The organism is Streptomyces sp. NPDC028368 (assembly GCF_055565615.1).
Window position 1 is genome coordinate 74,151 of record NZ_JBVHTY010000009.1, and the last position, 13,711, is coordinate 87,861.

At 70.5% G+C, this 13,711-nt stretch carries 9 protein-coding genes and 1 pseudogene; 7 read left to right on the plus strand and 3 right to left on the minus strand.

From position 1 onward, the window contains the following. Positions 1-234: 234 nt before the first annotated feature. Positions 235-957: a transcriptional regulator gene (locus ACZ4S3_RS21795; RefSeq protein WP_467936623.1), complete on the plus strand. Its 723-nt coding sequence runs from the start codon at positions 235-237 to the stop codon at positions 955-957. A gap of 47 nt (positions 958-1,004) precedes the next feature. Here the strand turns inward: ACZ4S3_RS21795 and ACZ4S3_RS21800 are convergent, their stop codons facing one another. After that, on the minus strand, positions 1,005-2,444 hold the full coding sequence (locus ACZ4S3_RS21800; RefSeq protein WP_467936625.1) for a nucleobase:cation symporter-2 family protein: 1,440 nt from the start codon (positions 2,442-2,444) through the stop codon (positions 1,005-1,007). Positions 2,445-2,926: 482 nt separating this feature from the next. On the opposite strand from ACZ4S3_RS21800, the gene ACZ4S3_RS21805 reads away from it, so the two are divergent. From ACZ4S3_RS21805 to ACZ4S3_RS21815, 3 genes are read left to right on the plus strand one after another with little or no spacing between them, the layout of a single operon-like run. After that, the gene (locus ACZ4S3_RS21805; RefSeq protein ID WP_467936627.1) at positions 2,927-5,278 is read left to right on the plus strand and encodes an ABC transporter ATP-binding protein/permease; all 2,352 of its coding nucleotides are present in this window, start codon (positions 2,927-2,929) and stop codon (positions 5,276-5,278) included. Positions 5,279-5,294: 16 nt separating this feature from the next. After that, complete coding sequence (locus ACZ4S3_RS21810) at positions 5,295-5,912, plus strand: hypothetical protein (RefSeq protein WP_467936629.1); 618 nt, start codon at positions 5,295-5,297, stop codon at positions 5,910-5,912. Next, complete coding sequence (locus ACZ4S3_RS21815) at positions 5,909-6,919, plus strand: serine/threonine-protein kinase (RefSeq protein ID WP_467936631.1); 1,011 nt, start codon at positions 5,909-5,911, stop codon at positions 6,917-6,919. Before ACZ4S3_RS21810 ends, ACZ4S3_RS21815 begins: the two co-directional genes overlap by 4 nt. Before the next feature lie 12 nt (positions 6,920-6,931). On the opposite strand, the gene ACZ4S3_RS21820 is transcribed toward ACZ4S3_RS21815, so the two are convergent. Beyond that, positions 6,932-8,215, minus strand: coding sequence for a streptophobe family protein (locus ACZ4S3_RS21820; RefSeq protein ID WP_467936633.1), 1,284 nt, complete (start codon positions 8,213-8,215; stop codon positions 6,932-6,934). Positions 8,216-8,530: 315 nt separating this feature from the next. On the opposite strand from ACZ4S3_RS21820, the gene ACZ4S3_RS21825 reads away from it, so the two are divergent. The 3 genes and pseudogenes from ACZ4S3_RS21825 to ACZ4S3_RS21835 form a co-directional block, all read left to right on the plus strand. Next, entirely contained in the window at positions 8,531-9,757 is a 1,227-nt protein-coding gene (locus ACZ4S3_RS21825) for a DUF6777 domain-containing protein (protein ID WP_467936635.1), read from the plus strand. 208 nt (positions 9,758-9,965) lie between these two features. Continuing rightward, positions 9,966-11,147, plus strand: a complete 1,182-nt coding sequence (locus ACZ4S3_RS21830; protein ID WP_467936637.1) for a L,D-transpeptidase — start codon at positions 9,966-9,968, stop codon at positions 11,145-11,147. Positions 11,148-11,164: 17 nt separating this feature from the next. Continuing rightward, positions 11,165-11,380 (plus strand): annotated as a pseudogene (locus ACZ4S3_RS21835) (hypothetical protein); the annotation flags it as partial. Between the two features lie 51 nt (positions 11,381-11,431). Here ACZ4S3_RS21835 and ACZ4S3_RS21840 read toward each other — a convergent pair. Beyond that, complete coding sequence (locus ACZ4S3_RS21840) at positions 11,432-13,489, minus strand: phosphocholine-specific phospholipase C (RefSeq protein ID WP_467936639.1); 2,058 nt, start codon at positions 13,487-13,489, stop codon at positions 11,432-11,434. Positions 13,490-13,711 lie beyond the last annotated feature (222 nt).

Consider the following 13,711-nt stretch of genomic DNA (forward strand, 5'->3'; position numbering starts at 1 on the left):
CGGTACGCACCACTGCATCGGCTATACACGGTAAGGAAGTTGATGAGCGATATCGGACGATACGTCACAACTCCTCCCTCACGCCCCGCAACCACCTCGGCACCTTCGGATCGAAGGGGAACTGTAGGTTCGTACTTCTGGACTATCTGTTAATCTGCCCGCTCCTGGATGTTCCTCCATCTCCCGCCACCGAAGCACCCCTCCGCTCGCCGGGTGCAGCGAGGTGTCCCGCACGTGTACAGCACTCCGTTTTCCCCCGCAGAAGCGCGCTCCGCGCGGGCCCGGGTGGGCCTGACCACGGCTCAGGTCGCCCAGTCCATGACGGCGTGCGGCGCCCCGGCCCGCCCCGAACTGATCGAGGCCTGGGAGTACGGCTCCCAGGTGCCGACGGAGCCGCAGCTCTTCGCGCTGGCCGACATCCTGTGGTGCCCGCCCACGGCCCTGATGGGCATCGAGCCGCGGACGCTGGCCGAACACCGGATGGCCCGGCAGCTGAGCACGGAGCGGCTGGCGCAGCTGATCGGCATGGACCCGGACAAGTACCGGCTGGCGGAATCGGCGCAGCAGTGGACCGGCAACTACCGCCAGACCAAGGCACTGGTGGACGCCCTGGGGCTGTCGCTGCGGAAGCTGATCGGAGTGATGGGGCAGGTCGATGAGCTGGCCGGACATCTGCGGGCGGCCATCGAGGGACGCTGGAAGGCGCAAGTCTCTCCGATCATGGAGATCACCACGCTGAACAAGACCCGGGTGAGCGACGCGCTGCGCACGATGCACGGGGAGTTCGCCGAGTTCGCCGAGCGCTACATGGGGCATGTGGTGGCCCGTAACGACGACGCCCGGCTCAAGGAGGTGGCGGCCGAGCGCTCGGCGTATCTGCGGCGGCTGGTCGACCACTTCTGGGAGCTGATCGGCGAGGCCGGTGAGGCGCCGCCGTTCAATTCGGTGACGCACTGAGCGCGTCGGACGCGAGCGGCTGAGCGGCCCGCGTCCGACGAAGCGGCTCAGTGCAGGGGGGTGCCCATCGGCGAACCCTGCGGATCCGCCGGCTCCTCGTCCTCGATGGTGTCCCAGTCGATCTCCATCGACTTGCGGCGGGTGAAGACATTGAAGAACAGGTTGAGCAGGATGGCGGTGAGGCCGCCCAGCGTGATCCCGCTGTTGAGGACCGCCCGTACGTCGTCCGGCATCCGGTCGAAGAACGGCGCGACCGCGGAGGGCAGCAGCCCGGCACCGAGGCTGACGGCCAGGATCAGGGCGTTGCGCTCCTCGCGCAGATCCACCTTGCCCAGGATCTGGATGCCGACGGTGGCGACCATGCCGAACATGGAGATCGCCGCGCCGCCGAGCACCGGATGCGGGATCACGGCGACCAGGCTGCCGACCTTGGGGAGCAGCCCCAGGGCAATCATGAAGACACCGGCCGCGACGACCACGAAGCGGCTCATCACCTTGGACATACGCACCAGGCCGATGTTCTCGGCAAATGCCACATACGGGAAGGAGTTCAGCAACCCGCCGAGAACGGTGGCGACACCGTCGGCGCGCAGGGCGTTGGCGACGGTGGTGTTGTCGACCCTTTTGCGGGTGATCTCCCCGATCGCGTACACATCTCCGGTGGTTTCCACCATGGTGATCAGCATGACGACGACCATGGCGATGATCGGGAACAGCTCGAACTTCGGCATTCCGTAATGGAACGGGGTACTGACGCCGAACCAGTCGGCATTCCCCACCGCACTGAAATCGACGTCACCGAAGCACCAGGCGACCGCGGTGCCGCCGACCAGACCGAGCAGTACGGCCAGGCTGCTCAGGTACGGCTTTCCGAGCCGGACCACGGCCAGGATGAACAGCAGGGTGCCCAGGGCGTATGCGAGATTCTTGCCGGAGCCGAATTCGGGGTGCCCGATCAACTGCGCACCGCCGGCGGCGTCCTGGAGGCCCTGGGGTATGAGGGTGAGACCGATGATGGTGAGGATCGTGCCGATGACGACCGGCGGAAAATACTTCACCAGCTTGCTGAAGAACGGCGCGAAGAGGAATGTCGCGATACCCGCGGTGATGACCGCGCCGTAGACGACGAGCAGTCCCGCGACGCCGCCGCCCGCACCCATGCCGATGGCAATCATCGGGGAGACCGCGGTGAAGGTGACGCCCTGCACGAGCGGCAGCCGGGCGCCGATCTTCCAGATGCCAAGGGCCTGGATGATGGAGGCGATACCACAGGTCAGCAGGTCCGCATTGATCAGGTAGACGAGTTGCTCGTGGGTCAGGCCGAGGGCATTGCCGACGAGAATGGGGACGATGACGGCCGCGGCATAGAAGGCGAGGACGTGCTGGAAACCGTAGAGCGTGAGTTTGCCGACGGGGAGCACCTCGTCGACGGGGTGCGTCCTTGGTCCGGAGAACTGCGGGGAGGATTGTCGGGAGGATCGTGCCATCTCTGCCTTGCCTTCACGAGGTAGGTGAATAAGAAGGGAACCGGCACCGACATGTCCGGATGGCATGACGGGACCGGCTGGGTCCTACAAAGCCGACGTTGAGCGGTGTTGCCGACACCACGTAGCCCTGCGCTGCGCATTGTGTCCTGGTTCGACAGGACTTCCTTCGATCGGCGGTGCAAATGCCGGTATTTCCATGGCATTTACAGGTGGGCCTATCGGAGCGCTCACCTTAGTTGACCTCCGGCATTTCCCGCGAGTAACCGGCGGTCACGTCGCCCGGCTCCCCGGCCGGGCGCCTGTGTGCGCCGGGTGTGCGAGCAAGGCCGTCGAAGCCGTCGCGAGCAAGGCCTTCATCGAGGGGCAGGAGACCGAGCCACAGCTGACGGACCGCATTCGCACGTCGCGTGACCTGGGGTTTTATCCAGCGGGCCGGTCCGCGCGAACAGGCGGGGCCCGGCCCGCCGCCGTAAACTCCAGTTATGGCTAAGCGGCCGGATTCCACCGCTCCGGAACTCGTCGTCGAGGCGGACGGCGGCTGTCAGGTGATGGATCCCCACCGGACGTACCACGTGGGCCGCGACCCCGCCGGCGAAGTCGTCCTCAAGGACGCCAGGGTCTCCTGGCACCACGCGGTGCTGCACACCACGGACGGCCACTGGATCATTCAGGACGAGAACAGCACCAACGGCACGTACACCGACGGGCGGCGGGTGGATCACTGCGATGTCGGGCCGGGGAGCGTGATCCGGTTCGGCAATCCGGCCGACGGGCCGTGCGCGGTGCTCAGCGGGGCGCCGCGTCCGCCGGAGCCGCGGCAGGGCGTCGGCCGGCCGTCCGCCGTCTCGCGTCCCGCCGGCACCCACACCTTCCGGCAGCCCAGTTCCGTACGGCCGCTGCCGGCCGCCAGGACCACCCGGATCGGCCGCGCGCCCGGCAACGACCTGGTCGTCGACGACCTCGCCGTCTCCCGCCGGCACGCGGAGCTGCGGGCCGGACCGGACGGCTACGAGATCGTCGACCTGGGCAGCCACAACGGCACCTACCTCAACGGCCAGCCGGTCACCCGCGCCATGGTCATCCCCGGCGACATCATCGGCATCGGCCACTCCGCGTTCGCGCTCGTCGGCGAGGAACTGCAGGAGTTCATCGACACCGGCGAGGTCTCGCTCGACGTACAGGACCTGGCCGTCCGGGTCGACAAGGGCCGCAGGACGCTGCTCGACCATGTGTCCTTCCCGGTGGGCGAGAAGTCACTGCTGGCGGTGGTCGGGCCGAGCGGGGCGGGCAAGTCGACCCTGCTCAACGCGCTGACCGGGCTGCGGCCCGCGGACGACGGCACCGTGCTCTACGACGGCCGGGACCTCTACCGCGACTACGCCGAACTGCGCCAGCGCATCGGGCTCGTACCGCAGGACGACATCCTGCACTCCCAGCTCACCGTGCGCCGGGCCCTGGGCTACGCCGCCAAGTTGCGCTTCCCCGAGGACACCGCGAAATCCGAGCGGCAGGCCCGGGTCGACGAGGTGATCCATGAACTGGGCCTCGGCCAGCGGGCCGACCAGCCGATCCACAGCCTCTCGGGCGGCCAGCGCAAGCGGGTGAGCGTGGCCCTCGAGCTGCTGACCAAGCCGTCCCTGCTCTTCCTCGACGAGCCGACCTCCGGACTCGACCCCGGCATGGACCGCTCCGTGATGCATATGCTGCGCGGCCTGGCCGACGACGGGCGTACCGTCATCGTCGTCACGCACAGCGTGCTGAGCCTGGATGTCTGCGACCGGCTGCTGGTCCTCGCGCCGGGTGGGAAGATCGCGTACTACGGGCCGCCCGACGAGGCACTGGCGTTCTTCGGGTTCACCCAGTGGCCGGAGGCGTTCGAGGCCTTCGAGGCGGACACCGCGCGGGACTGGGCCGGGGAATACCGCGCCTCGCCGCTGCACCGGCGCTATATCTCCGCCGACTCCCGGCAGCCCCTGCAGGCCCCCGAGGCCCCACGGGGCCCGGTGACCGCGCATACCGCGCAGAGCTGGGGCGGGCAGCTGAACACGCTGGTGCGGCGGTATGCGGCGGTGCTGACCGCCGACCGTACTTTCCTGGTCATCATGGTCGCGCTGCCGTTCGTGATGGGGGCGTTGGCACATGCCCTGGCCGGCAGCGCCTTCACCCGGGATTCGGCGCTCAACGGGCTGCTGATCCTGTGTGTCGGCGCCGTGCTGACCGGCGCCGCCAATGCCGTGCGCGAGCTGGTCAAGGAACGGACGATCTATCAGCGGGAGAGAGCCGTCGGGCTGTCCCGCTCGGCGTATCTGATGTCCAAGGTGCTGGTGCTGGGCACCATCACGGTCGTGCAGGCCGTGGTCCTGACGATGGTCGGGCTGTTCGGCGTCAGGCTCAACGCGCCGGGCGGCAAAGGAGTGTTGATGCCGCCCCTGGTCGAAATCATCCTTGCCGTGGCGCTGTTGGCGTTCACGGCCATGATGCTCGGCCTGTTCGTCTCCGCCCTGGTGCGCAAGGAGGAGGTCACCATGCCGCTGCTGGTCCTCCTCGCCATCGTGCAGGTCGTGCTCTGCGGTGCGCTGCTGAAACTGCACGGGGTACCGGGGCTGGAGCAGGTGGCCTGGCTGGTGCCGTCCCGGTGGGCACTCGGCGCGATGGCGGGCACCGTCGATCTGCACCGGCTCCTGCCGACACCGGTCACCGCCGATCCGCTGTTCCAGCACAAGCCGGGGATCTGGCTGCTCAACATGGGCATGCTGATCGTGCTCTCCCTCGTCCTCGGGTTCCTGGTCACCAGGCTGCTGCGGCGGCGCGAGCCCGAGATCATGCGCAAGTAGCGCCGAGGAGCCGTCTGTGACCGCGCCCGACTTCCTCCCCAGCCATGTCGTCCCGCCCGCCGGCATGGCCACCTGGTCCGCGCCGGACGCCACCCGGCCGACGGTGCCGCTCGACCCGCTGCTGCCCGTCCAGGTCGTCGACCGGCGGGGCGACTGGGCGCTGGCGCTGTGCTCCAACGGCTGGTCGGCCTGGGTCGACGGCCGACTGCTGCTGTCCATCCCGCACGGCCCGCCCGCCGCCGGGCAGGCGCCCGCCCGGACCGCGGACCCCCGGCCGCTGCTGGGCGCGCTCGAGGGGGAGCTCGGCCGTTACCGCCGGCTGGTCGAGGAGCTGGCCGCGGGGCGGCTGGACGGCGAGTCGTTCAGCCGGCAGACGCGGGGGATGCGGGTGGGGGTGGTCGTCGACGGCGATGCGGTGTGGCTGTACGACGCGCGGCACGAGCGGTGGTGTTACTGCGACGGGGTGTCGTTGGAGACCTATGCGGTGACGGCGGGGCCTTCGGCGCGGAGCGGGGAGGGGGACTCCCCGGGCGGGACGGGCGAGGCGTACGAGAGGGGCGAGGCGTCACCGGCCGACGACGCGGTGACGGGCGGCCCGCCGGCCGCCCCCACCCTCCCGGGTGACGTCCGGTGAACGCCGAGGGGCCGGAGTCCCGGGAGCACACGACCGCCGACGGCTCCTCCGGGCTGCGCGGCCGCCGGATCGCCGAGTACCTGCTGCAGGACGAGATCGGCCGGGGCGGTATGGCGGTCGTCTACAAGGCGGAGGACCTGCGGCTCGGCCGCACCGTCGCGGTCAAACTGCTGGCGCCCGAACTGGCCCGTAACGACACCTTCCGCAAGCGCTTCGTCCATGAGTCGCGGGTGGCCGCGGCGATCGACCATCCGCACATCGTGCCGGTCTTCGAGGCCGGGGAGACCGAGGGCGTGCTCTATATCGCGATGCGCTACGTCCAGGGGCGGGACCTGCGGGCGCTGCTGGACCGTGCGGGCCGGCTGTCGCTGGAGGCCGCCTGCCGGATCGCCCTCCAGGTGGCCTCCGCGCTGGACGCCGCCCATGACCACGACCTGGTGCACCGGGACGTCAAACCCGGCAACATCCTGGTGGCCGAGGGCACCGACAGCGACCGCCCCGAGCATGTCTACCTGACCGACTTCGGGCTGACGAAGAAGTCGCTGTCGCTGACCGGCTTCACCAGCGTCGGACAGTTCGTCGGCACGCTGGACTACGTCGCACCCGAGCAGATCTCGGGCCGCCCGGTGGACGGCCGCTGCGATGTCTACAGCCTGGCCTGTGTGCTGTTCGAGATGCTGACCGGGGCGCCGCCGTTCCGCCGCGACGACGACATGGCGCTGCTCTGGGCGCATCAGTACGAGCCGCCGCCGGTCCTGACCGAGCAGCGCCCGGACCTGCCGCCGGCGACCGATGCGGTGTTCGCCCGGTCGCTCGCCAAATCTCCCGGCGAGCGGTACGACAGCTGCCGGGAGTTCGTGACGGCGCTGCGCACGGCGGGGCGGGACGCCGCGGCCGGGCGGCCCGAAGCGCACGCCCCCACCAGCGTGGACACGCCCGTCGTACCCTCGGGCCCGGCCGCTCCCCCGCCGCCGAGCTGGGCCACGCCGATGTTTCCCGGCCGGTAACCGAGGACAGCCTCAGGCCGGGGGCCTGTCTTCCCGGACCTCTCCCGGATGCCGCACCCGCCGCGCCAGGAGCCCGCCCAGACCCCCGGTGACCAGCCCCCATGCCGCGCCCACCGCCACCAGCCGCAGGAGCTGCGGCTGCAGGGTGACCTCGCCGCCCAGGTTGCCGCCAAGGTTGCCGACGCCGAGCAGGGAGAGCCCGTAGTGGGCGAAGATCCGGGTGACCAGCCCGATGACGAGCAGCGTGACGGCGAGCGCCACGGCCATCTCCAGGGCCTGCCGCCAGACCGGCATCCCGGCCGGTGAGCGGACCGCGGCGGTGAACGCGGCACCGAGCAGCACCACGGCCGCCACCGCCACCAGCAGCCAGACGCGGCCGTCGTGTGCGGCGAGGGACCCCAGGTCGACGGTGCGCTGCCCGTGGCGGGTGCGCAGCACGTCGTCGAGCACCTGCGGCAGGGGCAGCCCGATGGCCTTGTCGACATGGCCCGCCCAGGCGCCGCCGATGCCGATGCCCAGCGCCATCCAGGCCAGGTTGGGCAGCCCCAGAAAGATCACGGCGATGGTCTCCGCCGGATGCCCCTTGGTGATCAGCACGACCACACCGGTGATCAGCCCGATCACCACGTAGGCGAGCAGCACCAGCAGCATCGCGAAGGCGGGCGGCCGGACCGAGTTCTGCAGATGCAGCAGCGGGGAGGAGAGCGGAGCCCGGCGGGAGACGAGGAAGGACAGCGCGAGCACCGCCAGCACCCACAGCAGTCCGAAGCCGAGCGTGGCGGGCACATCGGCGCGGAAGCCGACGGTGGGGGTCGCGCCGAGTTCCGCGCCGATCTCGTTGGCCAGGTCGTTGCCGACGGAGACCGTGAAGCTGTGGCGTGCGACGAGGGCGAGGATCAGCAGGAACAGCAGCCAGAAGGCGGCCGTACGGGCGACCCGGGCGAGCAGTTCGTGATGGGTGGCCACCGCGCGGTGCCGTAGCGGCCGCAGGAAGACGGCGGCGGTCACCAGGGCTCCCGCCAGCGTCACCGACAGCGGTACGACGTCGACGGCGGCATCCGCCTGCACGATCACCCCGGCGTCGCCCGCCAGCTCGACGGAGCCGCCCGCCGCGATGACCACGGCGGCCGCCACGACATGCGCGAACGCGCCGCCGGGCAGGCCCCCGGCACCGGCCGCCCACAGGCCGAGCGCGGCGACCACGACCATGGCGATGACGCCCGCCGCGGCGGCGGCCAGGGCTTCCCCCCAGACACGGAGGGCGCCGCTTCCTGCGGGGCCTCGCAGCTGGCTCACGCTGTCTCCTGCCGGACGCCGGGCCGAGTGGGGTGGAGCGGGTGGGGTGGAGCGGGTGGGGGTGGAAAGGGGAGGGGCGGAAAGGGGAGGAAGAGATGTGGCAATTAGTGAAATTACGGGCGAATCGCCGCCCTCGCCACCGTAAGCACGGGCAGGCCACCCGGCTTGCGGACGACGCCGATTACCGGCACACAATGGCACTGACCTTGCCGAACCAGGGCGAAATTCCCGGCACCGTGCGCTTCAGGTGCTTCAGGCACTGCATGCGTTCCAGGCGCTTCGCCGGATGGCCCCCACGCGCCGGAAGAGGGACCTGTGACATCTCAGCCGCCGCCTGACAGCCACCCGGCCGGACCGCCGTCGGGCCCGCTCTCCGGCCGCTCGTCGGGTGCCCCTGCGGGCTCCACGTCCGGGCCGACGCAGGCCGGCGGGCCGCCGACCCAGCTCGACCGGCCGCGCGGACCGGGCGGCGGGGGCCCGGGGGGCGGCGGAGGCGGCGGCGGAGGCGGTGGGGCCGGCGGACCGGGAGACGGTGCGCGCTGGTGGCGGTCCGCGCCCCGGGTCGCGATCCTCGCGGCCGCCGTGGTGGCGGTCGTCGTACTGACCGTCCTCCTCACCCGTCCGGGCGGCAGCGGCGCGGGCGAGGTCTTCCTCCAGCCGGCCGCCGATCAGGGCCCCGCCCCCTTCACCAAATCGACGGCGAGACACTCCTCCGCGCCGCCGTCTGCGAGCGCATCCCCCAGCGCACCGTCCGGCGGCACCAGCGGTACGCCCAGCTACCGTGGCTCCTCGCCCGGCCTGTACGGCGGCAGCCGCAACGCCGCCAGCTGCGACATCGAGCAGCAGATCACGTTCCTGGGGAGCGACCGGGCCAAGGCCAAGGCGTTCGCCGACACCGAGGGCATCGACGCCGGCGCCGTACCGTCCTTCCTCCGGTCGCTGACGCCCGTACAGCTGCGCATGGACACCCGCGTCACCAACCACGGCTTCAAGGACGGCAAGGCCACCGCCTTCCAGTCGGTCCTGCAGGCCGGCACCGCCGTCCTCGTCGACTCCCGCGGGATGCCGCGGGTGCGCTGCGCCTGCGGCAACCCGCTCCGCCCGCCGGTGGCCCTCAAGAGCAATGCGAAGACGGCCGGCACGGCGTGGCCCGGATACCGCGCCGCGAACACGGTGGCCGTACAGCCGTCCACCACCACGGTGAACGTCTTCATCCTCTACGACCCGCGAACGGGCCAGTGGTTCCAGCGTCCCAAGGGCGGCGACGGCAGCACCGACGCCTGGTCTCCGCCCCCCGCCGAATCCCCCTCCGGCACCCCGTCCCCCGGGTCCCCCTCCTCCCCCGGGTCCTCGTCCACGTCCTCGCAGCCCCCGTCCACCACCACCTCCTCGGCCACCTCGCCCTCCGCTCCCCCCGAGTCCTCCTCATCCACCGCACCGGAAACGCAGACCAGCCCCCAGGGCTCCACCGCCGAAGCACCCACCACCGCATCCCAGCCGCCGGCCGCCACGGGCGGCGAGTCGGGCCGGACCAGCCCGTGACGGGGGCGAGCGGCAGTACCGGGGCCGGGTAGCCGGGCAGCCCCGTACGGGCGAGCCCGCGGGGACGGGCCTCGCCCGTGGAACCGGCCGCCCCTGAGACCGAACCGTGTCATAGATCTCCGATCCACCAGACAACCTCCTAAGCAGACAAACCCTCTGCATATACGGCGGGTTCCCCGCCGTATAGCTGTCTGCTTTGGAGGACCTCGTGCACGCCGCTGCGCCCCGCCGCCACCCCGCCCGGTTCCTGCCCGCCCTGATGGCGGGTGCCACGCTGCTGACCGCCTGCGGGGCGGGCGCCGGCTCGTCGAAGGCGGACGAGCCCGCGGCCAAGGTGACCGTCACGCCGGCCGCCGGCAGCAAGTCGGTCAAGCTGGGCTCGGCGATATCCGTCCGGGCCGACGGCGGCAAGCTCACCTCGGTCGAGGTCAAGGATGACCAGGGCGGCAAGGTCGAAGGGCGGCTGGCCGCTGACGGGGTGTCATGGAAGTCGGACGGGAAGGTCCGGCCGAAGACCACCTACACCGTCAGGACCAGGGCGAAGTCCACCGGCGGCAAGGAGTCCGCCGCCACCTCGGTCTTCACCACCCAGCAGGCCGACAAGGTCAACAAGCTCACGAACACGCCCGGCGGCGGGCAGACCGTCGGCACCGGAATGCCGGTCTCGATCCTCTTCGACCACCCCATAGCAACGGACCGGCGCGCCGAGATAGAGAAGGCGCTGAAGGTCACCACCCAGCCGCATGTCCAGGGCGCGTGGGGCTGGGTCAAGGACTGGTCCGGCAAGGACCGGATCGACTGGCGCCCCAAGGACTACTGGCCGTCGGGCACCAAGGTCTCCGTCAAGGGCGCGCTGTCCGGGATCAACTCCGGCGACGCCGGCGGCTGGTTCGCCCGGGACTACAACTTCGGGTTCTCCATAGGCGCCGATCACAAGGCCGTCATCGACGTGCCCTCGCACACCCTGACCATGTACGAGAACGGCAAGAACGTCGGCAGCGTCACCGGCTCCGCGGGGTCTCCCCAGGACCCGACCCGCGGCGGTGTGCACACCGTACGCAGCAAGAATGCCGCCGAGACGATGGACTCCTCCACCATCGGTCACGGCAACGAATGGATGCTGGACTCGAAGTGGGTCACCCACCTCACCGCGTCCGGCACGTTCCTGCACTCCGCGCCGTGGAACAAGTCGCTCGGTGCGGCCAACACCAGCCACGGCTGTTTCGGGATGAGCACCAGCGACGCCAAGAAGGTCTACGACTTCCTGTCGATCGGCTCCACGGTCGAGGTGAAGGGCACCAGCAACCCCAACAAGACCGACGTCGGCAACGGCCTGGAGGTCTGGCAGGAGTCCTGGTCGCAGTGGCAGCAGCGCAGCGCGGTCAAGTAACCCGCATCCGGCGGGCCGGCGTCTACGACATCCGCTCCCCCCGCGTCCCCAGCACCGACGAGGTAACCACCTTGCTCCGCACGGGACTTGAGGCCATCCCCGCCGAACGGCTGTGGGTCAATCCCGACTGCGGCCTGAAAACCCGCGGCTGGCCGGAGGTGCGGTCCGTGCTGGAGAACCTGGTCGCGGCGGCGGGTGTGGTCCGGGGCGGGCTGCCGGGCGCCGGGTCCTGAGGGCGCGCCGGGGGCCGGTACGCGAGGTACCGGCCCCCGGTGCCCGGCCGCTCAGCCGGTGATGATCGCCGGGTCGCTCACGCCCGGCTGCCCGTTCTCGACGTGTCCGGCGAACCGCCGCAGGAAGCCGGCGTCCCCGTCGGAGACCACCGAGACGTCGTACCACCGCTTGCTGGCACGCAGGTCCACCGTGTGCTTGACGGTGGCACCGGCGCGCACCGTGAAGGTCTCGCCGGCGCCGCCGTAAGCGTGGGTGAGGGTGAGGTGGCGGTCGCCGCTGCCCGGGTTCGTCATGGTGAGCACGAGGTTCCCGGCAGTCGCGTCGTGGCGGGCGGTGACCTCGGGGCCGGCGGTCTTGCCGGGGCCCTTGAAGACGCGCAGGAAGCCGTTCGGGCCGTGGACCGTCAGGTCGTAGGAGCCGTTGGAGTACTGCGTGTTCCAGGCGTCGGAGATCGTCTTGCCGGCCTCCGTGGTGTAGGTCCACGGCCCGTCGCCGCGGTTGCCGGCGGTGACCGTGAAGCAGGCTCCGGCCGCGTCGCCGCCGCTGAAGGTGAGGGCGTACTTCCCGGTGGCGGGCGTGGCCGCGCCGTCCACCAGCGGCGCGTAGGGCAGCGGGCGGGTGGGCCGGGAGCCGGCCTCCTGCTTGGGCAGCACGGGGTTGGCGGGCGGCTTGGGCACGTAGCTGTCGTGCCGGTTCTTGTCCGGCGGCTCGTAGGCGTCGGTGTCCGGCAGTGCGGCGGGCTTGGTGTTCTCCAGGCCGAAGTCGAAGGCGGAGGTCAGGTCGCCGCAGATGGCGCGCCGCCAGGGCGAGATGTTGGGCTCGTGGACGCCGAAGCGGCGTTCCATGAACCGGATGATGGAGGTGTGGTCGAGGACCTCGGAGCAGACGTAGCCGCCGGTGCTCCAGGGGGAGACGACGAGCATCGGGACGCGCTGGCCGAGGCCGTAGGGGCCGGCCGCGTAGGTCGCGTTGCCCGAGAAGTGGTCGAGCGACGCGTCCACGGTGGACAGACCCTGGTTGGCGTCGGCCGGCGGGAAGGGCGGCAGGACGTGGTCGAAGTAGCCGTCGTTCTCGTCGTAGGTGATGAACAGGGCGGTCTTGGCCCACACCTCGGGGTTGGAGGTGAGCGCGTCCAGCACCTGGGAGACGTACCAGGCGCCGTAGTTGGCGGGCCAGTTGGGGTGCTCGGAGAAGGCCTCGGGGGCGGCGATCCAGGAGACCTGGGGGAGCTTGTCGGCCTTCACATCCGCCTTGAGGATGTCGAAGTAGCCGTCGCCCTGCTTGGCGTTGGTGCCGGTGCGGGCCTTGTCGAACAGCGGGTCGCCGGGCTTGGCGTTGCGGTACTGGTTGAAGAACAGCAGGGAGTTGTCGCCGAAGTTGCCGCGGTAGGCGTCGTCGATCCAGCCCCACTTGCCGTTCGCGTCCAGGCCGTCACCGATGTCCTGGTAGAGCTTCCAGGAGATTCCGGCCTTCTCCAGCCGCTCCGGGTACGTCGTCCAGCCGTATCCGGCCTCCTCGTTGCCGAGGACGGGGCCGCCGCCCGAGCCGTCGTTGCCGACATGGCCGGAGAACATGTAGTAGCGGTTGGGGTCGGTCGCCCCGATGATCGAGCAGTGGTACGAGTCGCAGACGGTGAACGCGTCGGCGAGCGCGTAGTGGAACGGGATGTCCTTGCGGGTCAGGTGAGCCATGGTGCCGGTGCCCTTGGCGGGGATCCAGCTGTCGTACTTGCCGTCGTTCCAGGCCTTGTGACCGCCGCCCCAGTCGTGGTTGAGGCCTTCGATGAACTGCATGCCCAGGTTCTCGGCGTCCGGGTGGTAGGGCAGTACGTCCTTGCCGCCGTCCGGCTGGTGCCAGACCGACTTGCCGCTGTTCAGCGTGAGCGGACGCGGGTCGCCGAAGCCCCGGACGCCCTTCAGGGAGCCGAAGTAGTGGTCGAAGGAACGGTTCTCCTGCATCAGGACGACGACATGCTCGACGTCTTTGATGGAGCCGGAGCTCCGCTTGGCGGGGATGGCCGCGGCGCGGGCGATGCTGCTCGACAGGGCGGAGACGCCCGCGGTGGCGCCGGCTATCTGGAGGAAGCGCCGCCGGTTCAGTTCAGGCATATGTCAGGAACCTCTTGTGATGTGGGGGAGTTCTGATGGATGGACGGAGGTGGGGGGTGATGCGGGGCCGGTTGCGAAGACAGGTTCAGCAGAGTGTTCCAAGAGCAGCGAGCGTCAGGGAAGGGGGGGTGTCGTCTGTGTGACGCGGCGCGGTACGCGCAGCGAAATACCCGGCCGGCGCCGGGACCGCCGGACGCCACGACGGCCGGCGGGCACGACAAC

Coding starts and splice junctions, on each gene's coding strand:
- ACZ4S3_RS21800 (WP_467936625.1), bottom strand. CDS start 2,444: ATGGCACGATCCTCCCGACAATCCTCCCCGCAGTTCTCCGGACCAAGG.
- ACZ4S3_RS21805 (WP_467936627.1), top strand. CDS start 2,927: ATGGCTAAGCGGCCGGATTCCACCGCTCCGGAACTCGTCGTCGAGGCG.
- ACZ4S3_RS21840 (WP_467936639.1), bottom strand. CDS start 13,489: ATGCCTGAACTGAACCGGCGGCGCTTCCTCCAGATAGCCGGCGCCACC.